The following is a 21,346-nucleotide window of genomic DNA, read 5'->3' on the forward strand; positions in this document are numbered from 1 at the left end:
TTCACTGATGCTAATTCAATAAACTAACGTCAGAATATCATGCAGGGTTATTTGGTCATACCAAAATTGATATATATCAATTTTTTTTGATTAAAGTGTCAGCATAGGGATTTTTTCTGGAATAAAATTCAAATAGTTAGCGCTTAGTCACAGTTTATAAATTTTCTCTTGGAGGGGAGATAAAGCGCTATTTTGCGATTTTTAGCCATAAAAATGGCCTAAAAAAAGTGAGCGAAGCACTTTTTTCAAGCCAAATTGCACAAAATAATGGTTTTTACAATTAACTAATCTTTAACAAAAGCCGGGTTATACCACTATCCTTAACCTAGTGTTTTAAATGCTTTGATCCGCTGAAGATGGGGAGAGAGATCTTTAAACTTGTGACTTTGTTTATCATCCCAGACAATTTCATAATAAGGATGTAAATCACCGGCGGTCACTTGGCTATCGAGTATTTCATCATTGCGCGACAGCACCACCAGGCATCGGTCGCGGTTTTTCTCGCGAAAATCACTGATACACTTAGTGGCAATATCCACATACTCTTCCGGGCGATCAATTTTTCCGTTCATATTGTTTTGCGGATAAAGATTGGGATTAAACGCAACCTGGCGGATCCCACACAAGAAACCAATACGTTCGGCCCAAAAGCCCCCTAACCCCACACCACAAATCAATGACTTGGCATCTCCGCCCTGCTGAATAGCTTTATCCACTTCTTTCAGTAAATGCTGCATATCATGGCGAGGATGCAAAGTGCTGTAACTGATAAACCGCACATCCGGATCAATGAATTGTAATTGCAGGACTTTTTCGTGATTGCCGGGACTGTTGGAATCAAAACCATGTAAATAAATTATCATATTTATCCTCGCGGCTTATTGAGCATATCACCTAGCCCAATAGACTCTTATGTGCATCCCAACGTTCGCTGAGTGCTGTTAATGCCTTATTCGCCTGCTGCCAACGCGATGATGCGATCAACGCCTGACGGTCAAACTGCCCAGAATGATACAAGCGAGTGAGTTGGTCTGCTTTGACTGGAGACAGGTTATCTAACACACTCACTGCGCCCTGACGGTTATTGCACACCAAAATCATATCGCAGCCAGCATCCAGAGAGGCTTGTCCGCGCTCGGCATAGCTGCCCATAATAGCCGCGCCTTCCATCGACAAGTCATCAGAGAAAATGATGCCATCGAACCCTAGCTCTTGGCGCAATATATTTTGGAGCCAATAGGCCGATCCACTGGCAGGACGCGCATCAGCTTCAGTATAAATCACATGAGCAGGCATGATGGCGTCCAGTAATCCCCGCGCGATAAGTTCGCGAAATATAACCATATCATGTGTGCGGATTTCTGCCAGTGGGCGATTATCCCGTGGTGTTTCTTTATGTGAATCAGCCGCCACCGCCCCATGTCCGGGGAAGTGCTTACCGGTCGTTTTCATACCTGCGCTGTGCATTCCACGAATAAAGCACTCGGCCATATTCTGCGCTTGCTGCGGGTCACTGTGGAATGAGCGCTCACCGATGGCGGCGCTGACATGGCCAATATCCAGCACCGGGGCAAAGCTGATATCAATATCCATTGATATCATTTCGGCTGCCATCAGCCAACCCGCCTCTTGTGCCAACTGCGCCGCCGTGGCTGCATCATTCATTGCTGCAAAAGACTGGGCTGCCGGCAGGCGGGTAAAACCATCACGAAAACGCTGTACCCGGCCCCCTTCCTGATCAACCGCCACCACTAAACGTTCGTGGGATGCCGCCCTTATCTGGCGGACTAATTCACGTAATTGCTCGGCATCATGAAAATTGCGGCTGAATAAAATCAAACCGCCCACCAGCGGGTGCTTTAAAATCTCACGTTCTTCTGCATCCAGCTCATAGCTGGCAACGTCTAACATTACTGGACCCACGACAACCTCATCAACTGTAAAGAGTTGGAAATAAAATCAAAATGACAAATTAAAACGCTGACGCAACGGCACGGCCCATTGCAAAAACTCGCTGTTCCCCGTCTGCTGCCAACGCACCTCAAACCACATCAGCATCAGGTAATCAACCCATGGCAACCAGCGCCGTACCTGGCGAGATAGGCGGTCGATATCATGGTAGCCCAGTTTATTGCTGCAATAGTGCTGTAAAAAAGCCTGTTGCTGCGGCGCGGACCAATCATTGCCGCAAAATAAGGCAGCAATATCAAGGGCTATATCGCCATCAGCAGCATATTCCCAATCAATTAGTTTGAGGCCGGTTGATGTTGCTAATAGATTGCCTGGGTGAATATCCATATGCAGAGGAGCCAATTTCACAGGTTGGGGCTGTGCCCGGTGTAAAAAATCCTGATGCAGCCGCAACCAACTGGGCGAGAGACGTTTGGCATCAATCTGTCGGGCATAACGGATAAGCTGAGCACGTAAATCCAGACGATAGCCACTGGGAGGTAAATGATGCAAACAGGTTAATAGCTGTGCCAACTGACCATTAGCTGATAATTCAATGAATTGCTCGCTAGTGACAACGTCACCCTCAAGCCAATTGACCACTAACCAATGTTGATTTGCTGCAATAATCACCGGTGCTAAATGGCCACCCGCGACATGTCGCAATAGTTTACGCTCGCGCCGTCGATCTACACCTAACTGAGTTTTCTGGACTGATTGCTCACGCGCCAGCCAATCAATATTTGGGCCAATATTTGATGACTGAGTATTGGATGACTGAGTGTTTGACGGATGAACAATCCGCCAACTTTCACCGGTCAGGCCAGATACTGGGCTAATGTGCCAATCTGCCTTAATAAAATCGGTTGCATTAATCAGACCATCGGCGGTACCCGCCGCCGATTTTATGCTGTCGATTAGCGCATACAGAGAAGAATCAACGATTAACTGGGCCATTACCTGACCAGATGATTTCGCCGGTTTGTGCCTGCATCAGCTGCATTTCAATGGTCGGTGACTTCACATCGCCACTGATGTCACTGTACAGCACATATTGAGCACTGACATAACGCGCCAGGCCAATAGCTTTACTGCGCGAACCGAGACTATCTTCTTCTGATAACCCTAAAGTTTGCTTAGCAACCGCTAATTGCTGCGGCGAGATCAATACAAACTTTTTATTTGATGACAGCACTTGATGCAAAGCCGAGGTCGCTTTCGCCGTTTGTAACGCGCCATTGGTGTTATTTTTGACGCTATCGAGTAACAATATGCTGCCGTTTGCTACATCGTTGCTGTTGACCATTTGGGCAACCAAGGGTTCTACACTGGCAGCCCAGTTGATCGACTGCTGCATTTTGGGCGGTGGCGGCACAGTGTCTACCGGCGGCGGCGTTTCAGTCACCGGGGGCGTAACGGGTTCGATGGTCACGGGGGGCGTGGTTGGCTCAACCGGCGGCTGAGTGATACACCCCGTCAGCACCAGTGCCGCCAGAGCCACAGATAAATACCTTTTCATTGTCCCACTCCAATATCCCTTTCTCCTTGCAGCCGCAGGATACCTGCAACTCCAATGACTTTGGGTATAAAAAATAACACGGCTATAAGAAGAGATAAACACGCGCACTGCGCGCATTAAAATTATTATTAACTGATTGAATATCCACAGAATTATCTGGCGTGATAATAATAGACCGTGGGGCTTCCAGTGGCGGCACATCCAAGCCCTGAGCATCATACCAGTAAAAGCGGTAATTTATTTTTATCGGTTTATTCTGGCTATTGGTGATCACCGAGCGCGCCACATTATAATTATCAGATGTTGAAATGGCTGGTTGAGAAGCCAAAATACCCGCCGTCAGCACTGACGAATCCATTACCACGGTTTGCTGCTTATTCACCGCAATCCCTTTCGGGCTGCTGCACCCCAGCAATGTCGCTATACACGCGCACACTATCAGCGGTAATAAAAACGCCTTTACAGGGCGCATAGGCTTACCTCAATTAAACTCAAAAATCATACTGTTACTTATGTGACAGCAACGACCCCAAATCACGGCCACCGACCAAATGCATGTGGATATGGTAAACCACCTGCCCAGCATGCTTGTTGCAGTTGATAATCAGACGATATCCATCTTCAGCAATACCTTCCTGCTCTGCAAGTTTAGCAGCCACAGTGATCATTCGACCCAATGTTGCTTCGTGTTCTGCCGTGACATCATTCACAGTTGGGATAAGAATATTAGGAATGATTAAGATATGGGTGGGAGCCTGTGGGGCGATATCACGAAACGCGGTCACCAGTTCATCCTGGTAAACCACGTCGGCAGGGATTTCGCGGCGAATAATTTTGCTGAAAATCGTTTCTTCGGCCATAACGCATTTCCTTGAAAGTGATAAAAACGGGGAATGCGTAGTATGAGCGACAATTTCTATTGATTTCAACCTCAATCATTGAGCGCGGGCATAAGCCGCTGCTTTTTCAAACAAAGCTTGATCCGGGCGAATACCTGTATACAACACAAATTGCTCAACCGCCTGAATAGCAAAGACTTCAGCACCAGTAATAATAGTTTTTTCTTGTGCTTTAGCATAACTAATTAGTGGGGTAATTGTTGGCATCGCCACCACATCAAAAATCAGTTTCGCCCTCTCCACCTCGGCTTCAGTAAACGCCATGCTATCGGCATCTTTACCCCCCAGCATCCCCACTGGCGTGGCATTGATCAACATATCCGCTTGTATAGCCTGCATATCGGGCTGATAGGGGTAACCGGATTGTTCAGCTAGTTGCTGGCCAGTTTTTTCATTAGTCGCAATAATAAACCCTTGTTTAAAACCCGCATTTTTTAGCGCAAAAGCCACTGCTTTCGCCATTCCGCCACTGCCCCGCAGTGCAAAAACGGTTTTTGCCGGGACTTGATAGCGCTGTAACAATTGCGCGATGGCAATATAGTCGGTGTTATATGCTTTCAGATAACCATTTGTATTTACCAAGGTATTCACTGAATTAATTGCTAACGCAGAAGTATCCATCTCGTCAACCATCGGGATAACCGCCTCTTTAAAAGGCATTGAAATGGCACAACCCCGGAAGCCCAATGCCCGCACACCGCCAATCGCCGCGGCCAGATCAGTGGTGGTAAAAGCCTTATACAGATAATCGAGGTCTAAAGCATCATACAAAAAGTTATGAAAACGGGTGCCAAAGTTGCTGGGTCTGGCGGCCAGAGAAATACACACCTGGGTGTCTTTGTTTAAGTAGCGGGTCATTTTCTTACCTCAAATAATCATGGTGCTTTGTCTGTGGCCCTGCCTGATAAAAAGTGCCGAGGACACAAACAGTTGCTGTCATGAAAATTATCGGCTAAAAAGATGAGATATAAAACTGCTGAGTTTGACTCAATTAGGTTCCTCTTTTATGACCAGCCGCCGCCTTGAACAGCAATATTTGCGCTTACTGAACCAGGTTGGAGTACAACCGGTGGAGATTACACTGCAAGAACTCGCGGACAAACTGAGCTGCACCAAGCGCCACATGCGAACATTACTGGTTCAGATGCAACACGCGGGCTGGCTAATATGGCAGGCAGAGGCTGGCCGTGGCCGCCGGTCACATTTGCAACTATTGCGGAACACTCATCAGCTTTTAATTGAAAAAGCGGAACAGTTATTAGATTCCGGTGGTTTTAATGAAGCGATTGCCTTGTTGAGAGAAGATAAACAGCTGATTATCCCCCTGCTGCAGGCCAAGTTAGGATATCGAATACGCGATGACTATCAAGCCCTGCGCATCCCCTACTACCGCACTATGTCAAATCTTTATCCCGGCACCCCCTTACGCCGCTCCGAGTTGCACTTAGTGCGACAAATTTTTAACGGACTAACACGGATAAATGAGGCGGACGGCGAAGTCACAACCGATTTAGCCCACAAATGGCGAATGCTCGATCCATTACGCTGGCGTTTTTATTTACGTCCAGCGGTGCAATTCCATGATGGTCGAGAGCTTTCCAGCCGTGACGTGGTCAGTTCGTTAACCCGCTGTGCAACTTTGCCGCTGTTTTCGCATATTCAAACAGTCAGTCAGCACGGATCACTCAGTGTGGTAATTGAACTTAATCAACCAGACCCTCGCCTTCCTCAGCTACTGGCCCATCATAGCGCCCTAATTTTGCCAGAGAACCATGCCGCGCAGCCGGATTTTGCTTCTCACCCCATAGGAACCGGGCCTTACCGAGTAGCTGAAAATGATGACTGGCACTTGCAGATGAAATCCTTTGACCACTATTTTGGTTTTCGTGGCCTACTGGATGAAGTTGAAGTGCTTATCTTCCCAGATTTAGCCCGCTCTCCCTCTGACACACCAGCAGTGCTATCTGAGCAACTGAGTATAGCGAATATCCAAAGTGCCACTTGGCTGAGCTCCAGCATCAGTGATATTGATTATGTGTCTGGGTCTGCCGCCAGCCTGACCGGTAAACCATCAGACTCAACGCAAGAGATGTTTCTGGAACGCGGTGGGTATTTTTTACTGTGTGATAGCCGCTCAGCGCACTGGCACAGCATTAAACAGCGCCGCTGGTTGCGAAAAACGCTCAATCCTTATCATCTTATCCAACGTCTGATTGAACCCATTCGGCCGTTCTGGGTGCCCGCCAGCAGTGTCTTACCCACTTGGTTTCACGGTATCGACTCAGGAGAAGAGTGCCCTCCTTTCCCCATTGACAGCGCGGTGCAATCAGACGATGCCCCGGTGTTAACTCTGGCTTATCATGCTCAGCACCCAGAATACTCAATGTTGGTGACTGAAATGACTCATATTCTGGCCGCTCAGGGGATTAAATTGGCTGCAATCGAGCTGGATTACATCACCTGGGCCAAGGGCGAGGCCAATGTCGATTTATGGCTCGGCACCGTGAACTTTGCAGTTCCTGAAGAATGGAATGTTGGCGCATGGTTATTGGGCTCCCCGCTATTGCGTCAATGCATGACTGGCGGTGATGATGCTAAGTTGCAAACTTCACTACACAATTGGCGCAATCAATCCCTCGGTAGCGAACAATTGATCAGAGAGGTTATCGGCAGTGGGTGGTTGCAACCTTTGTTTCACCATTGGATGCGCCTAAAAGCCCCGCAACAAGCCCAAGGCGCGCACTTGAATAATTTAGGTTGGTTTGATTTCCAGACCACCTGGCTGGAGCCGGAATAGATATAATTAATATAAAAAAATTCAAAATAAACATTAATCACATAGAGGATAAAGTTTAATTTTCATATGAATATTTAATTTGTATTTCCATGCAACAGTACAGAGAAACTCTAATGAATAGAATTAACTCCATCATTTAATGATGTTACCTACCTATAACCATTAATCCAATATAAAATTAAAAGTTATTTCTTGACGACAAGTTTCATTAAGTGATACTTCTATTTCAAGGGAAGTGAAAGGACAAAAATTACATTCAGTCATAATATTAAATTTGTATGGTTAATTTATTTTCATAATTTAAAAATAAAGCCGAGTGTAAAAATACTTTCCTTAATGAACATGCCAAGAGGAGTTTTCTTGGCATTCATAATCAATGGAGGAATAAACTATGTCTCGCTTGAAAAAAGAAATCATTGAAACTAAAACCGTCATTGATGTCAGTGACACTAAAAAAAACCAACCTTAGCATTTGGCTGAGGATGTTCTTGAACAGACCGCTGGCGGTGCTGGCTGGATAAAAGCGTTTGGGAACTGGTCAAGAAGTTTTTAATCATCCAGTGGGCTGCCATTGGTGGCCCTTTTGTATACTCATCCACTGTCCAGTATGAAAATAATCGCTGGAAGCGAGGGTAGAGTTATGCTTAATTTATTAATTGAAAAGAAGATTAACGAGAATTGTATATCACGTCTCCGATTGATGGCACATTAACTGGCATTACAGGATTAGCTGGCAACACAATTCCGATGAAATATGAAACCAAGGTCGGTGATATGGGCAGCGCCAACGAGTTTCTCTGGCCCGCGCTTTATATAAACGCCCGCGAATATTATTTCTCGACGAAGCAACCAGTGACCTGGATATCGACAACGAAGCCCGAATTAATGACGCGATACGCGCATTGAAGATTACCCGAAATTTTGTTGCCCACCGCCCAACAATGATTGCCATGGCGGATCGAGTATTTGATCTCAGCAAAAATGCTGAATTTCTTAACGAGAAGTTCTCCATCCCAAAACTTTTGATCAATGGCATGGAATTTAAGAATGTAAAAGGCATATCAGTGAACACACCTCAGGGCATTGTGTTCAGCCCTGATAGCATTCCCCCTCATTCAATGATGATCGGGCTAGATTTATTCAAAGGTAAGGCGGTGCTGATTGATTACCAAAAACAACGTCTGTCTGTCGCGGATAATACTCAAACACTGGGTATTAATATGACTGATGGGTGGATATCACTGCCGCTGCAGTTGACACCAGAAGGTGTCGAAATCAAAGTCGTAAAAATTATAAAGAATACAATATGCTTTTGGATACCGGTGCAACAGTGTCCGTATTTTTTAAAGAACGGCTTAAATCTCCTTTTGTTAGCCTGTCCTGCCAGAGAGTCATGAAAGAGATGGATCATGAAGGCTGCGAAGCATCAGATTTTCAACTTAACGAAATCGGTGCAACAGAGATTGGTTTTAATGCCGTACTGCTAGACGGGGCCTTCAACCAGATGGATACCGATGGATTAATTGGCAATAACTTCCTCAACGAATTTGCCTTAGTAATTGATTTTCCAGGACAAAAACTCCACATCAAAAAATTCAAAACCGCATAAGTAACCCTTTCGAAACAATAAGCTATGCGCTCTGCAAAGCCTTTCTGAACACAAAAAAAGGGAGGCTTTCGCCTCCCTTTTATACTCCCCATACCTGAATTAATGGTTACGAATATATTCGTCCATATCAGTTTTCAGGTTATCAGATTTTGTCCCGAAGATAGCCTGAACACCTGAGCCTGCGACCACTACACCCGCAGCACCCAATTTCTTCAGACCCGCTTGGTCAACCTTGGAAACATCCGCCACACTGACACGCAAACGTGTGATACATGCATCCAGGTTAGTGATATTTTCTTTACCACCAAAGGCTGCTACCAGTGCTGCTGACATTTCAGTGCCACCCTGTACAGTTTGCTCTGTGGTTGTGTCTTCACGACCCGGAGTTTTCAAATTCAGTTTAGCGATCAACACTCGGAAAATGGTGTAGTACACCAGACCGTAGCAGATACCTACCAGCGGGAACAACCAGATACGGCTGCTGTTGCCACTCAGTACAATGAAGTCAATCAGACCGTGGGAGAAGCTGGTACCGTCACGCATCCCAAGCAGGATACAGATTGGGAAAGCCAGACCTGCCAGAATTGCATGGATAACATACAAGATTGGCGCCACGAACATGAAGGAGAATTCGATTGGCTCGGTGATACCCGTCAGGAACGAGGTCAGTGCTGCGGAGATCATAATCCCGCCCACTTTCGCCCGGTTTTCCGGCTTAGCTGAATGCCAAATAGCAATGGCTGCAGCGGGTAGACCGTACATTTTGAACAGGAAGCCACCAGACAGTTTACCCGCAGTTGGGTCACCCGCCATGTAACGTGGAATATCACCATGGAATACCTGACCCGCTGCGTTGGTGTATTCACCAATTTGCATTTGGAATGGTACGTTCCAGATATGGTGTAGACCGAATGGAACCAATGCACGTTCAACGACGCCGTAGATACCAAAAGCAACTACGGAGTTCTGATATGCTGCCCACTGAGAGAAAGTCTGGATAGCAGTACCGATTGGCGGCCATACGAAGGACAAAATCACCCCCACAAAAATCGCTGTGAAACCAGAGATAATCGGAACGAAGCGTTTGCCCGCAAAGAAGCCCAGATATTCAGGCAATTGAATACGATAGAAACGGTTAAACATGTAGGCCGCTATCGCACCTGCAATGATCCCGCCCAGTACCCCAGTATCCGCTAAATGCTTAGCAGCAATTTCTTCTGCCGGCAGATGCAAGACCAGCGGTGCTACCACCGCCATGGTTTTCACCATGATGCCGTATGCAACAACTGCCGCCAACGCGGATACACCGTCGTTGTTGGTAAAGCCGAGCGCAACGCCAATAGCAAAAATCAATGCCATGTTAGCAAAAACGGAACCGCCCGCTTCTGCCATTACGTGAGAGACTACCGATGGTAGCCAGCTAAAATTCGCGGAACCGACACCCAGCAGAATACCTGCAATGGGTAATACGGATACCGGTAGCATTAGCGATTTACCGACCTTTTGCAGGTTTGCAAATGCGTTCTTAAACATAGTTGAGTGAGCTCCTGAGTAATAGTGCTTTTACTGCTTTTTCTCGCGTTTATTGGCATTACAAAGGGGGGAGTAAGCCTTTGCGAATCAGGGTGTCTAAAGCACCCCTTTAATTTTTACGAAGAGTAAAATAAATAGCCTGCTTAATGTTTGATGGCAGTCACGTTTCTTTCAAGAAAGCGCTGAATTTGCTTCAGATAGCGCATTTTTTGTAAAAAAATGTCAATAGTAGCTGCCCTCACCCAATAAATCGGGTGAGAACATTACTCGTTTCGGGGATTAATTACGAGCTTAAAAAAAAGTATTATTAAGGAAATTAGCGCGTTTTACTGCGGAGTATTGACGAGTCCAGATGAAATAACCGGCAGAAGTTATCTGTGGTGGCTTGAGCCAAGGACTCGAGACTGACGCCTTTGAGAACGGCCATATACTCTGCAACATCACGGACATAGGCCGGTTGGTTCTCTTTCCCCCGATGCGGAACCGGTGCCAAATATGGCGAATCGGTTTCGACTAGCAACCGGTCTAACGGCACATAGCGTGCAACATCACGCAGTTGCTCCGCATTGCGGAAAGTGAGAATACCCGAGAAAGAGATATAAAAACCGAGGTCCAATAACGTGGCTGCGGTCGCTTTATCTTCGGTAAAGCAGTGTAAAACCCCGCCGCACTCTTGCGCCTGTTCTTCACGCAAGATGGCGAGTGTGTCTTCGCACGCATCGCGGGTATGTACAATCACGGGTTTATTTAATTTGCGCCCAATCCGAATGTGTTCACGAAACGAAGCTTGTTGCAGCGGGATATTGTCTTGCTGATAGAAGTAATCCAGCCCAGTCTCCCCCATAGCTACCACATTATCGGCCGCGGCCAAACTCTCAAGCTGCTGAAAATCATAGCCGCCATCGAGATTCAGTGGATGGACGCCACATGAAAACGCCACATTTTCTCTCTCGCCGATAAGTGCGGTCATGGCTGAGAAGCCCGGTAATGTAGTGGCTACGGCAAGCACAAAACCGACATCTCGCGCCTTCGCTTTGGCTAATACATCATCGACACTGCTGTGCAACGTCTGGTAATCAAGGCTATCAAGATGGCAATGAGAATCTATTAACAACATATTAAACTCAATTAAAGTGATGTGGAATAAACCCCGTGGTCAGGGCGGTTTCCCAGTTAAGCAACAGCTCGGTGAGTAATAATTCACGATTAACACCGACCACGGATAATAATTGATGGCGGCAATGGCCCAGTATCTTAGCCGAATGGAGCAATATAGGTGTCGTGGCCATCTGTGCCAATTGCTGTACTAACGGCAATTGGTCCTGATTAACCGCAAATTCACCCGCACCTTGCTGCCACTTCAAAGCATCCAGCACCAATGAGGAGAGCCACTGCAAGCGCTCTGGGGCATCTTCATGATTAAGCTGCGGTAATAGCGACAGTAAATCCGAACTGTTCGATGCGCTACTCAGCGCGCCACACAAGGCAGCTCTGATGCCCCAGTGTTCGGGTTGGAGCAAGCGCTCAGCCGCCAACGGCGCACCCTCGCTTAGTTTAAGTGCCGCCAGCATCGAAACCGGCTCGGCTTGAACCTGCCGTTGCAGCCATTGTAAGCTGAGTGCGGTATCCGGGCAGGGCAGGTGCCAGTAAAAGCAACGGCTACGCAATGTGGCTAACAAACTGGCGGGTTGATGACAATCGAGCAGAAAATAGGTTTTCTCTGGCGGCTCTTCCAGCGTTTTCAGTAGCGCATTTGCCGCCGCATCCGTCAATTGCTCGGCATGGGGTAGCCACACCACTTTTGCCCCGCCTTGTTGTGCATGAGAATAAAGTTTTTCAATCTGTTGACGCACTAACTCAACCCCGATGCTGCTTTTACCTTTCTCCGCCGTCAGCACATACCAGTCAGGGTGATTACCGGCCAACATCAAGCGGCAGCTATGACATTCGCCGCAGCTTTTCTCACCTTGCCGTTGCTGACACATCAACCAACGGCTGATGCCATAAATCAGCGCTTCCTCACCATTTCCGGGCAAAGAATGCAGCAATAATGCATGATGGCCTCGCCCGGCAGTCTGCTGCCCTACCCACTGACGGTAAGGTGCGGTGAGCCATGGGTACCATTTCATTGCGCTGTTTCTCGGCGGGTCAGCCATTGTTTCAGTACCCGGCTAATTGATTCACTGACTTGCTCAAGTGGTTGAGATGCATCAATGGTTTTGATGCTGGAATCTGCTGCGGCCAACTCGAGATAGCGTGCGCGAGTGCGTTCAAAAAAGTCCAGTGACTCTTGTTCAATGCGGTCTAACTCACCACGCGCCCGCGCCCGCGCCAGCCCCACCACCGGCGGCAGATCCAGATATAGTGTCAGGTCAGGGCGAAATGCCCCCAATACCGTGTCACGTAATGATGTCATGAGATTGATATCAATTCCGCGCCCACCGCCTTGATAAGCTTGTGATGACAAATCATGGCGATCCCCCACCACCCAACTACCGCGCGCCAGTGCAGGTTTAATCACGTTCTCAACTAATTGCACTCGGGCAGCATACAACATCAGCACTTCGGCTTTATCCGTCAGGACTTCGCCGTCAATACCTTGCTTTATCAAGTCACGCAACTTTTCTGCCAGCGGCGTTCCCCCTGGCTCTCGGGTGAAAACAATATCGTTAATCCCTTGGGCATGCAACGTGGCAACCACCGTGTCTCTGGCGGTGGTTTTCCCTGCCCCTTCAAGCCCCTCAATAACGATAAATTTACTGTTCATTTTTATCCTTTAGCGATTGACGATACACCCGCACCGCTTGGTTATGGCTGGCTAAATTGGTAGTAAAAGTATGGCCGCCCTTGCCGTCTGCCACAAAATAGAGATAAGCAGTTTTAGCCGGATGAGCGGCAGCCGTGAGCGATGCCAGCCCTGGCATCGCAATCGGGGTCGGCGGCAAACCGGATATTACATAGGTATTATAAGGCGTTGGGGTATCTAAGTCTTTACGACTAATGTTGCCATTATAGTTATTCCCCATGCCGTAAATAACGGTCGGGTCCGTTTGCAGGCGCATACCAATGCGTAAACGGTTGATAAATACCGACGCTACTTTGGTCCGCTCCTCATTGACCGCCGTTTCTTTTTCGATGATTGACGCCATAGTGACTAAGTCGCCAGGAGTTTTGTAAGGCAAAGACTTATCGCGACCTTGCCAGATTTCATCGACTGTTTTTTCCATTTTTACATGGGCACGTTTGAGTAATGCCAAGTCGGTGGTTCCGGCGGTATAGGAATAGGTATCTGGGTAGAGCCAGCCTTCTGGGTGCTCACTGTCTTTCAACCCCAGCAATAATGCGATTTCAGCATCACTCTTCCCATCCAATACATGCTTTATATATTTTGATTGTTGTAATTCATCCATCCAATCACGCAGCCGCTTACCCTCGATAAAGCGCACCGTAAACTGGGCTTCTTTACCACTGGCGAGCAATTCTAACATGTCGCGCACCGTCATTCCGGGAGTAAAACGATAAGTCCCCGCCTTGAATTTGGCTAACTCAGGTTCACTACGCAACAGCCATGGGAACCAGCGAGTGTTTTTAATCAGGCCATCACGTTGCAGCAAATTCTCTAGCGCCACTCGCCCGGTACCCGCAGGAAGTTTAAAGAAGGTTTCTTGTTGGATAGCCAAAGGCTGATCGGCGAAATGTTGTACTCTTTGGTAACCCAACAGCAACAATCCCAAACAGATAGCGACAAAAAGGATTAATGCTCTGGTGCTTTTTATTTTCATCAGACGGCCATCTTCAAATTAAAGGTATCATTAGTGCAAAAATCAAAATCCCCATAAAGCTTATATTTCGCAGCAATGAAGATTTAGGAAATCAAACAACTGACGCGAGTGATAAACCCACGCTTCGGCGCGGTTTACCGGTAATATCGGCATCAATGCGTTACACACAATAATTTCATCGGCATCTGCCAACACACTCACCGGCTGTGCCACAATGTCCACTTGCCGGCCATGAGCGGCCAGACAAGTGATTATTTGTTGGCGCATAATGCCATCTACACCCGATTGGCGCAGGTCTGGGGTAAATATATCATCCCCTTTGCGCCAGAATAAATTAGCCGCACAGCATTCCACCAGCATGCCTTCAGTGTCAAGCACCAGTGCTTCATCCGCCGTTGTCTGGTCAAGATGCGCGCGGATCAAGACTTGTTCCAGGCGATTCAAGTGCTTAACACCCGCCAACAATGGGCTCCGGGCTAACGATATCGGGCTGAGTGCCAAAGAAATACCCCGCTCACGCCAACTAAGGTAATGAACCGGATAATCACTGAGAGAAATAATTCGTGTGGGATGCTGACATGCCGTGCCACTGTAACCTCGACCACCGCTTCCCCGGCTGATAATCACCTTCAGCACACCGTCTTCAGTATGATTTGCCGCCTCAACTATTTCCTTGGTCAATGCATTCCAATTTACGGTGGGCATTAATAGCCGCCCAACCGCTTGTTGCAAACGGAGTATGTGTTTATCGAGCCACACGACCCGACCACCGGAGACTCTGGCAGTAGTAAAACAGCCATCACCAAACTGCACAGCGCGGTCTGAAGCTGAAATCAAATTTTGTTCAACACCATTAATCCAGAACATTCAGATTCTCTTTAAATAGGGGGGCACTTATCTTTTACTGAGACAGTTATTATGACGGGATGTTATGAGGAAGGCGCGTTTGAATAAGTAAAAAGACCCGAAACCGGGTCTTTTTACTCGCAGAAAGTCAACAACAATAGTTAAACTTTGCGGAACACTAAAGAGCCGTTAGTACCACCGAAACCGAAAGAGTTACACAGAGTGTACTCCAAATCGGTTACCTGGCGAGCTGCGCCCGGAACAAAGTCTAAATCACAACCTTCATCTGGGTTCTCCAGGTTAATGGTTGCCGGAATAGCCTGATCACGCAACGCTAATACCGTAAAAATAGACTCAACGGCGCCGGCTGCGCCTAACAAGTGCCCAGTCATGGATTTGGTGGAACTGACCATCACTCTGGTGTCTCCACCAAATACAGACTTAACTGCCTGCGTTTCAGCTTTATCGCCAGCAGGAGTTGACGTGCCGTGGGCATTGATATAACCGATTTGAGAGGGGGTCACACCCGCATCACGCAACGCATTCACCATTGCCAGAGCTGCACCAGAACCGTCTTCCGGTGGAGAGGTCATATGGTAAGCATCGCTGCTCATCCCAAACCCAACAACTTCAGCATAGATTTTTGCACCACGTTTTTTCGCGTGTTCGTACTCTTCCAGCACCATCATGCCCGCACCATCGCCCAGAACGAAACCATCACGGTCTTTATCCCAAGGGCGACTGGCAGCTTGTGGATTATCGTTACGAGTAGACAATGCACGAGCAGCACCAAAACCACCGACACCCAATGGTGTACTGGCTTTTTCAGCCCCACCCGCCAGCATAACGTCAGCATCATTGTAAGCAATGATACGGGCCGCTTGACCGATGTTATGCACGCCAGAAGTACATGCCGTCGCAATAGAAATGCTGGGTCCGCGCATACCGAACATGATGGTCAGGTGGCCCGCAATCATGTTAACAATGGTTGAAGGCACGAAGAATGGGCTGATTTTACGCGGCCCGCCCTTCACCAACGAGGTGTGGTTCTCTTCAATCAGACCCAACCCACCAATACCGGAACCAATTGCGGCACCGATACGAGGAGCATTGGCTTCTGTCACTTCAAGCCCGGAGTCTCGCATAGCTTGCATACCAGCCGCGACACCGTACTGTATAAAAGCATCCATTTTGCGTGCATCTTTACGCGAAATGTAATCTTCACAATTAAACTCTTTTACTAAGCCAGCAAATTTCGTTGCGTAGTCTGTAGTATCAAAATGGTCGATCAGGCTGATGCCACTCTGCCCGGCAAGAACAGCGTTCCATGTGGATTCTACTGTGTTACCGACAGGAGACAACATGCCCAGTCCAGTCACAACAACTCGACGCTTAGACACGGTTGTCCTCCAGGGAGGGAAAATTACACTAGGACAAAAAAAAACTTAGGCGGTCGAATGACCGCCTAACTATCCAAATTTAAAGCATGTTCGCTTACTGCTGGTTAGCGTTGATAAAATCAATGGCTGCCTGAACAGTAGTGATTTTCTCTGCTTCTTCGTCTGGAATCTCAGTGTCGAATTCTTCTTCCAGAGCCATTACCAGCTCAACGGTGTCCAGAGAATCTGCGCCAAGATCTTCAACGAAAGAAGCACTGTTCTTCACTTCGTCTTCTTTAACACCCAGTTGTTCAACGATGATTTTCTTAACGCGTTCTTCGATAGTGCTCATACTCTTAAATTTCCTATCAAAACTCGCTTTCGCGATGGTTTTCGTAGTGTATAAAATGTTGAAAAAGATGCAACTAAATCTCGGCTGGTCAAACCACGATTTTACGCTATTTTGCGGTTTTTACCTCAAATAACGCAAATACTTTCGTGATTTTTAAATCATATACATGCCGCCATTGACATGTAACGTTTCACCAGAGATGTAGCTGGCCTCGTCAGAGGCTAAAAATGCAACAGCGCTGGCAATTTCTTTAGCTTGCCCAAGCCGGTTAGCTGGTACTTGGGCTAAAATGCCTGCGCGTTGATCATCTGTCAACGCCGTCGTCATGTCCGTCTCAATAAAGCCAGGTGCCACAACGTTGACAGTAATGCCACGTGAAGCAACCTCACGCGCCAAAGACTTGCTAAAACCGATCAGACCCGCTTTAGCTGCCGCGTAGTTAACCTGCCCCGCATTGCCCATTGTCCCAACTACAGAACCGATGGTGATGATACGCCCAAACCGCTTTTTCATCATAGCGCGCATTACCGCTTTTGATAGGCGGAACACGGAAGTTAGATCGGTGTCAATAATATCTTGCCACTCTTCATCCTTCATACGCATCAGCAGGTTATCACGCGTAATACCTGCATTATTCACTAAAATGTCGACTTCGCCAAATTCCGCACGAATCGTTGCCAGTACTGACTCGATTGACGCGGGATCCACGACATTCAGCATTAAACCTTTACCTTGGTCGCCCAAGTAGGCACTGATGGCTTCAGCGCCCTTCTCACTGGTCGCCGTACCAATAACACGGGCACCACGCTCAGCTAATAATTCTGCAATCGCACGGCCAATACCGCGGCTCGCGCCAGTTACTAGCGCAATTTTACCTTCGAAGCTCATGTTATCCTCTTTTCTTAGTTTTCAAGCGCGCTGGTCAGCGTGGCAACATCGTTTACCGGTGCAGCAACTAAAGTATCCACGATGCGCTTAGTCAAACCAGTCAATACTTTACCCGGCCCAACCTCTAACAGTAGCTCAACGCCTTCTGACGCCATAAATTCCACACTTTCAGTCCAACGTACCGGATTATATAACTGACGCACCAGAGCGCTACGAATGGCTTCTGGCGACACTTCAGTTTTCACATCGACGTTGTTCACCACCGGGAATAACGGTGCCTGGAATTCAATTTCTTCCAGTGCGACGGCCAATTTATCTGCCGCAGGTTTCATCAGTGCGCAATGGGATGGCACGCTCACTGGCAAAGGCAAGGCGCGTTTCGCACCGGCCGCTTTACAAGCCGCACCTGCGCGTTCTACCGCATCTTTATTACCAGCGATAACCACCTGACCCGGTGAGTTAAAGTTAACTGGCGAGACAACCTGCCCTTGCGCCGACTCTTCACAGGCTTTGGCGATGGATTCATTATCCAAACCAATAATCGCGTACATAGCACCGGTGCCTTCCGGTACCGCTTCCTGCATCAGCTTGCCACGTAATTCAACCAGGCGAACCGCCTGTTTAAACTCCAGCACACCAGCACACACCAGAGCCGAATATTCACCCAAGCTATGGCCTGCCATCATTGTAGGCAGTTTACCGCCTTGATGTTGCCAAACACGCCAGATAGCAACAGATGCCGTCAGCAATGCTGGCTGCGTCTGCCAAGTTTTATTCAATTCTTCAGCCGGGCCTTGCTGTACTAACTGCCAGAGATCGTAACCCAGAACTGAAGATGCCTCACTGAAAGTCTCTTCAACTATCGGAAATTGTGCGGCCAAATCGGCCAGCATACCAAGGGATTGAGATCCCTGGCCTGGAAATACCATTGCAAATTTCGACATTTTCTTTCCTGTTGAATCAAAAAAGATACTGTTAAATCAAAAACGAACCAGCGCAGAGCCCCAGGTAAAGCCGCCGCCGAACGCTTCTAGCAGCACTAACTGCCCACGTTGAATGCGCCCATCTCGCACGGCTTCGTCAAGTGCCGCCGGTACGGATGCTGCCGAGGTGTTGCCATGACGATCGAGTGTGATGACCACTTTCTCCATCCCCATGCCTAATTTTTTAGCCGTCGCGCTGATAATACGCAGATTAGCCTGATGTGGCACCAGCCAATCCAGCGCTGAGCGATCCAGGTTATTGGCCTGCAAGGTCTCGTCCACAATGTGGGCCAGTTCAGTGACCGCCACTTTAAACACTTCATTACCGGCCATCGTGACATAAGCGGGCTGGTCTTGCTGTTGGCGATCCTGATACGGCAGTGCCAATAATTCGCCATACTTGCCATCGGCATGCAGATGGGTAGAAAGAATGCCGGGTTGTTCAGACGCACCTAATACAACAGCCCCGGCACCATCACCAAACAGAATAATCGTGCCGCGGTCTTCAGGATTCAGTGCTCGCGAAAGCACATCTGAACCAATGACGATAGCATGTTTGACAGCACCACTTTTCACGTACTGATCAGCCACACTGAGTGCATAGGTAAAACCAGCACAGGCGGCAGCTAAATCAAAAGAAGCCGCATCTTTGATGCCTAGCATTTGCTGCACTTGGCAGGCCGAGCTGGGGAACGCATGGCTTGATGAGGTGGTAGCCACGATAATCAACCCAATATCGTCTTTAGCAATACCGGCCATCTCCAGCGCTTTTTCAGCCGCCTGGAAACCCATTGTCGCCACAGTTTCATCAAGGTTAGCAATACGCCGTTCACGAATACCTGTCCGGGTGACAATCCACTCGTCCGAGGTATCCACCATTTTTTCTAAATCAGCATTACTGCGCACTTGTACGGGCAGATAACTCCCCGTACCGAGAATCTTAGTATACATGTACGATCAGTCACTCTTGGGTAAAACCGCTTCAAGGCGCGCGGCAATCCGTTGTGGGACTTGCCGCTGCACCGCCTGCACAGCCTGTTCGATAGCCACTGCGAATGCACGTTGATTCGCCGCGCCATGGCTCTTGATTACGATGCCCCGTAATCCTAACAGACATGCGCCATTATACTGGTCGGGGTTCAAATGACCGAACCGCTTAGCCACACGTTTTTGCAGCCAACGGCCAATAAGTTTAAGCCACCAGGACTGTTTTTTGCCCTCGCCCGATGACTTGAGCAATGACAAGAACATTCTTATCACACCTTCCATGGTCTTTAGAGTGACGTTACCCACGAAGCCGTCACAAACCATCACATCAGTCTTGCCTGTCAGCAAATCATTGCCTTCCAGATAACCAATATAGTTGATCGCCGGTGTATTTTTTAATACTGCGGCGGCTTCGCGGATATTATCTAACCCTTTAGTCTCTTCTTCGCCAATATTGAGCAAAGCAACACGTGGGTTTTTTATGCCAACAACTTCTTCTGCCATCACCGAACCCATGACGGCAAATTGCACCAGCATCGTACTATCACATTCAACATTGGCCCCTAAATCCAGGACCACCGTCTTGCTGCGCTGCTGATTTGGGATAACCGTCATCAATGCCGGGCGCTCTATTCCATCCAGTGGCTTAATCAACATCTTCGCCAACCCCATCAACGCTCCGGTATTCCCTGCACTGACACAGGCTGCTGCATCACCGTTTTTGACCAGCTCCAGTGCTATACGCATGGAGGTACCACGACTGGCACGAATAGCTTGTGAGGGTTTAGCATCGCTGGCAATAACATGCTCAGCGGAGATTACCTGTAACCTCTCCAGCAACAAAGGATCGGCATTAACAAGTAACGGAGTGATGGCGTCGGGGTTCCCGACCAGCAGGAGTTTTAACTTTGGATTAGAGGCCAGTGCCTGCAATGAAGCAGGCACTGTGACGTGGGGACCGAAATCCCCACCCATTGCATCTAACGCTAGGGTTAGACAAGTCAAGGTATCGCCTTGCTAAAGAAGATTAGCAAGTACTACTCAGCCGATAACCTTGCGGCCGCGGTAGAAACCGTCGGCTGTGATGTGGTGACGCAGGTGAGTTTCACCGGAAGTTTTGTCCACAGACAGAGTGGCAGTGGTCAGTGCATCGTGTGAACGGCGCATGCCACGTTTGGAACGAGTGGGTTTGTTCTGTTGTACGGCCATTGACCTTACTCCTTAATTACTTTCTTTAAACTGGCTAATACGGCAAATGGATTCGGTTTCTCCGCCTCTGCAGGCAGTTTACCAAATACCATGTCCGCCTCGGACACTTCACAGTGTTCAGAATCATGTACCGGAACGACAGGCAGTGAAAGAATAATTTCGTCTTCAATCATAGCCAGCAGATCAACTTCGCCAAATTCGTCGACTTCAATCGGCTCGTACGCTTCCGGCAATGCCTCAGCCTGCTCATCATTGACGACCGGGCTAAAACAATACGTTGTATGAACATGGTGTGCAAACGTGCCACCACAGCGCTGACACATCAATGTTACATCGACGTCCGCATGACCTGTAATAACCGCCAGGCGCTGATTATCAATATTAAACGATAATGAGGCCACGACATCGCTGTCCACACTTACCACTGAGTCGGCTACTCGTGTAACCTGCTCAGGTGAATAGATACCTGCGTAATCTAAACGCTTCTGAGCGGTACGAACCGCATCAATGGTCAGGGGTAATTTTACCTTTTGCATAGGGCGCGCATATTAACTTTGTAACGACATAGAGTCAAAGAAAAAGGCCGTTTTACTGTACCTTTCACCAATATTCG

At 48.0% G+C, this 21,346-nt stretch carries 23 protein-coding genes and 2 pseudogenes; 4 read left to right on the top strand and 21 right to left on the bottom strand.

Annotation, left to right across the window (positions count from 1 at the left end; translation table 11 throughout):
* Positions 1–320: 320 nt before the first annotated feature.
* The 7 genes from ycfP to DX162_RS18500 form a co-directional block, all read right to left on the bottom strand.
* Positions 321–863 (bottom strand): alpha/beta hydrolase YcfP, encoded by a 543-nt coding sequence (gene ycfP, locus DX162_RS18470; protein ID WP_004389776.1) that lies wholly within the window; start codon positions 861–863, stop codon positions 321–323.
* 31 nt (positions 864–894) lie between these two features.
* On the bottom strand, positions 895–1,923 hold the full coding sequence (gene nagZ / locus DX162_RS18475; RefSeq protein WP_032819515.1) for a beta-N-acetylhexosaminidase: 1,029 nt from the start codon (positions 1,921–1,923) through the stop codon (positions 895–897).
* A gap of 36 nt (positions 1,924–1,959) precedes the next feature.
* A complete protein-coding gene (gene thiK, locus DX162_RS18480; RefSeq protein WP_080548255.1) occupies positions 1,960–2,907 on the bottom strand; it encodes a thiamine kinase in 948 nt (315 codons plus the stop codon).
* Entirely contained in the window at positions 2,888–3,469 is a 582-nt protein-coding gene (lpoB, locus tag DX162_RS18485; protein ID WP_032819513.1) for a penicillin-binding protein activator LpoB, read from the bottom strand. The genes thiK and lpoB overlap by 20 nt, the downstream gene beginning before the upstream one ends.
* Positions 3,470–3,551: 82 nt before the next feature.
* Positions 3,552–3,941: a YcfL family putative periplasmic lipoprotein gene (locus DX162_RS18490; protein WP_004389764.1), complete on the bottom strand. Its 390-nt coding sequence runs from the start codon at positions 3,939–3,941 to the stop codon at positions 3,552–3,554.
* 34 nt (positions 3,942–3,975) lie between these two features.
* On the bottom strand, positions 3,976–4,329 hold the full coding sequence (hinT, locus tag DX162_RS18495) for a purine nucleoside phosphoramidase (protein WP_004389760.1): 354 nt from the start codon (positions 4,327–4,329) through the stop codon (positions 3,976–3,978).
* Between the two features lie 75 nt (positions 4,330–4,404).
* Positions 4,405–5,226 carry a shikimate 5-dehydrogenase gene (locus DX162_RS18500; RefSeq protein WP_004389759.1) on the bottom strand — a complete coding sequence of 274 codons (822 nt, stop codon included), beginning with the start codon at positions 5,224–5,226 and terminating at the stop codon, positions 4,405–4,407.
* A gap of 148 nt (positions 5,227–5,374) precedes the next feature.
* Here DX162_RS18500 and DX162_RS18505 point away from each other — a divergent pair, with 148 nt between their 5' ends.
* From DX162_RS18505 to DX162_RS22670, 4 genes and pseudogenes are all read left to right on the top strand, one after another.
* Positions 5,375–7,165 (top strand): SgrR family transcriptional regulator, encoded by a 1,791-nt coding sequence (locus tag DX162_RS18505; protein WP_004389757.1) that lies wholly within the window; start codon positions 5,375–5,377, stop codon positions 7,163–7,165.
* Between the two features lie 391 nt (positions 7,166–7,556).
* Positions 7,557–7,718: pseudogene (gene xyeA / locus DX162_RS18510) on the top strand (XyeA family cyclophane-containing RiPP triceptide).
* 182 nt (positions 7,719–7,900) lie between these two features.
* Positions 7,901–8,166: pseudogene (locus tag DX162_RS22660) on the top strand (ATP-binding cassette domain-containing protein); the annotation flags it as partial.
* A 392-nt stretch (positions 8,167–8,558) separates the two neighbouring features.
* Complete coding sequence (locus DX162_RS22670; protein WP_169311106.1) at positions 8,559–8,774, top strand: hypothetical protein; 216 nt, start codon at positions 8,559–8,561, stop codon at positions 8,772–8,774.
* 99 nt (positions 8,775–8,873) lie between these two features.
* On the opposite strand, the gene ptsG is transcribed toward DX162_RS22670, so the two are convergent.
* The 14 genes from ptsG to yceD form a co-directional block, all read right to left on the bottom strand.
* A complete protein-coding gene (gene ptsG, locus DX162_RS18525; protein WP_004389752.1) occupies positions 8,874–10,307 on the bottom strand; it encodes a PTS glucose transporter subunit IIBC in 1,434 nt (477 codons plus the stop codon).
* Between the two features lie 316 nt (positions 10,308–10,623).
* Positions 10,624–11,424, bottom strand: a complete 801-nt coding sequence (locus DX162_RS18530; protein WP_004389751.1) for a metal-dependent hydrolase — start codon at positions 11,422–11,424, stop codon at positions 10,624–10,626.
* 7 nt (positions 11,425–11,431) lie between these two features.
* A complete protein-coding gene (gene holB / locus DX162_RS18535) occupies positions 11,432–12,436 on the bottom strand; it encodes a DNA polymerase III subunit delta' (RefSeq protein WP_032819512.1) in 1,005 nt (334 codons plus the stop codon).
* On the bottom strand, positions 12,433–13,074 hold the full coding sequence (gene tmk, locus DX162_RS18540) for a dTMP kinase (protein WP_032819511.1): 642 nt from the start codon (positions 13,072–13,074) through the stop codon (positions 12,433–12,435). Before tmk ends, holB begins: the two co-directional genes overlap by 4 nt.
* Complete coding sequence (gene mltG / locus DX162_RS18545; protein ID WP_004389748.1) at positions 13,064–14,089, bottom strand: endolytic transglycosylase MltG; 1,026 nt, start codon at positions 14,087–14,089, stop codon at positions 13,064–13,066. The genes tmk and mltG overlap by 11 nt, the downstream gene beginning before the upstream one ends.
* Before the next feature lie 60 nt (positions 14,090–14,149).
* On the bottom strand, positions 14,150–14,956 hold the full coding sequence (pabC, locus tag DX162_RS18550; protein WP_004389747.1) for an aminodeoxychorismate lyase: 807 nt from the start codon (positions 14,954–14,956) through the stop codon (positions 14,150–14,152).
* A gap of 140 nt (positions 14,957–15,096) precedes the next feature.
* The gene (fabF, locus tag DX162_RS18555; protein ID WP_032819510.1) at positions 15,097–16,335 is read right to left on the bottom strand and encodes a beta-ketoacyl-ACP synthase II; all 1,239 of its coding nucleotides are present in this window, start codon (positions 16,333–16,335) and stop codon (positions 15,097–15,099) included.
* A gap of 94 nt (positions 16,336–16,429) precedes the next feature.
* A complete protein-coding gene (gene acpP, locus DX162_RS18560; protein WP_002220787.1) occupies positions 16,430–16,666 on the bottom strand; it encodes an acyl carrier protein in 237 nt (78 codons plus the stop codon).
* Between the two features lie 153 nt (positions 16,667–16,819).
* Positions 16,820–17,554, bottom strand: coding sequence for a 3-oxoacyl-ACP reductase FabG (fabG, locus tag DX162_RS18565; protein ID WP_004389704.1), 735 nt, complete (start codon positions 17,552–17,554; stop codon positions 16,820–16,822).
* A 14-nt stretch (positions 17,555–17,568) separates the two neighbouring features.
* A complete protein-coding gene (fabD, locus tag DX162_RS18570) occupies positions 17,569–18,498 on the bottom strand; it encodes an ACP S-malonyltransferase (protein ID WP_032819508.1) in 930 nt (309 codons plus the stop codon).
* Between the two features lie 36 nt (positions 18,499–18,534).
* Positions 18,535–19,488, bottom strand: a complete 954-nt coding sequence (locus tag DX162_RS18575; RefSeq protein WP_032819507.1) for a beta-ketoacyl-ACP synthase III — start codon at positions 19,486–19,488, stop codon at positions 18,535–18,537.
* A gap of 6 nt (positions 19,489–19,494) precedes the next feature.
* Positions 19,495–20,529 (bottom strand): phosphate acyltransferase PlsX, encoded by a 1,035-nt coding sequence (gene plsX / locus DX162_RS18580; RefSeq protein WP_071777587.1) that lies wholly within the window; start codon positions 20,527–20,529, stop codon positions 19,495–19,497.
* Between the two features lie 36 nt (positions 20,530–20,565).
* Positions 20,566–20,733, bottom strand: a complete 168-nt coding sequence (rpmF, locus tag DX162_RS18585) for a 50S ribosomal protein L32 (protein WP_002210931.1) — start codon at positions 20,731–20,733, stop codon at positions 20,566–20,568.
* Positions 20,734–20,738: 5 nt separating this feature from the next.
* Complete coding sequence (gene yceD / locus DX162_RS18590) at positions 20,739–21,269, bottom strand: 23S rRNA accumulation protein YceD (RefSeq protein ID WP_004389698.1); 531 nt, start codon at positions 21,267–21,269, stop codon at positions 20,739–20,741.
* Positions 21,270–21,346 lie beyond the last annotated feature (77 nt).

Origin of the sequence: Yersinia kristensenii (assembly GCF_900460525.1) — a bacterium.
Taxonomy (GTDB): domain Bacteria; phylum Pseudomonadota; class Gammaproteobacteria; order Enterobacterales; family Enterobacteriaceae; genus Yersinia; species Yersinia kristensenii.